General features: G+C 50.6%; 1 pseudogene. It reads right to left on the bottom strand.

Features of this window, described 5'->3' with window-relative positions:
* A pseudogene (locus tag KIV40_RS34770) lies at positions 1–623 on the bottom strand (sugar-transfer associated ATP-grasp domain-containing protein); the annotation flags it as partial.

The following is a 623-nucleotide window of genomic DNA, read 5'->3' as shown; positions in this document are numbered from 1 at the left end:
GCTCAGCCGGCTTTGGGTATTCTGGAGGCGTACCTAGGTTTTCAAGATCATGAAGGCGAGGCAATAAGCCTGCCCCATTAGTAATCTGAATTGCTAACCCCGGACGAGCATTCAGCTCAAGTACCATTGGCCCTTCTTCTTGATCAAGCACCATATCGGTACCCATATAACCTAGGCCTGTCATCTCCCAAGCACTTGATGCCAGCGTTAATAGCCTTTCCCAATGCGGAACTTGCAGCAGGGCAAGCTCTTTTCCTGTATCAGGGTGATGTGTGACGGGCTGGTCAAATTGAACCGCTCTTACGGCTTTGCCGGTCGCGATATCAATCCCAACCCCAACCGCACCTTGGTGAAGGTTAGCTTTACCGTCAGAGGCTGATGTAGATAAGCGCATCATCGCCATCACAGGGTAGCCCTTGAAAACGATGATACGAACGTCTGGGAGAACAAGCCCGCTAGAGCGTTACTGATGTGACGCTCAACGTCTTCTTTGCCAATCGTTGAGCCAGACGGCTTAGTGTAAACGCCATCTTTGTGAGAGGTGATAACCAAGATGCCTTTACCACCACTGCCTTGCGCTGGCTTGATTACAAAACCAGGCCACTCTTTCACCATGTTATGGA

The organism is Vibrio sp. D173a (genome assembly GCF_030248475.1).
This window is presented reverse-complemented; position numbering and strand designations above follow the sequence as displayed.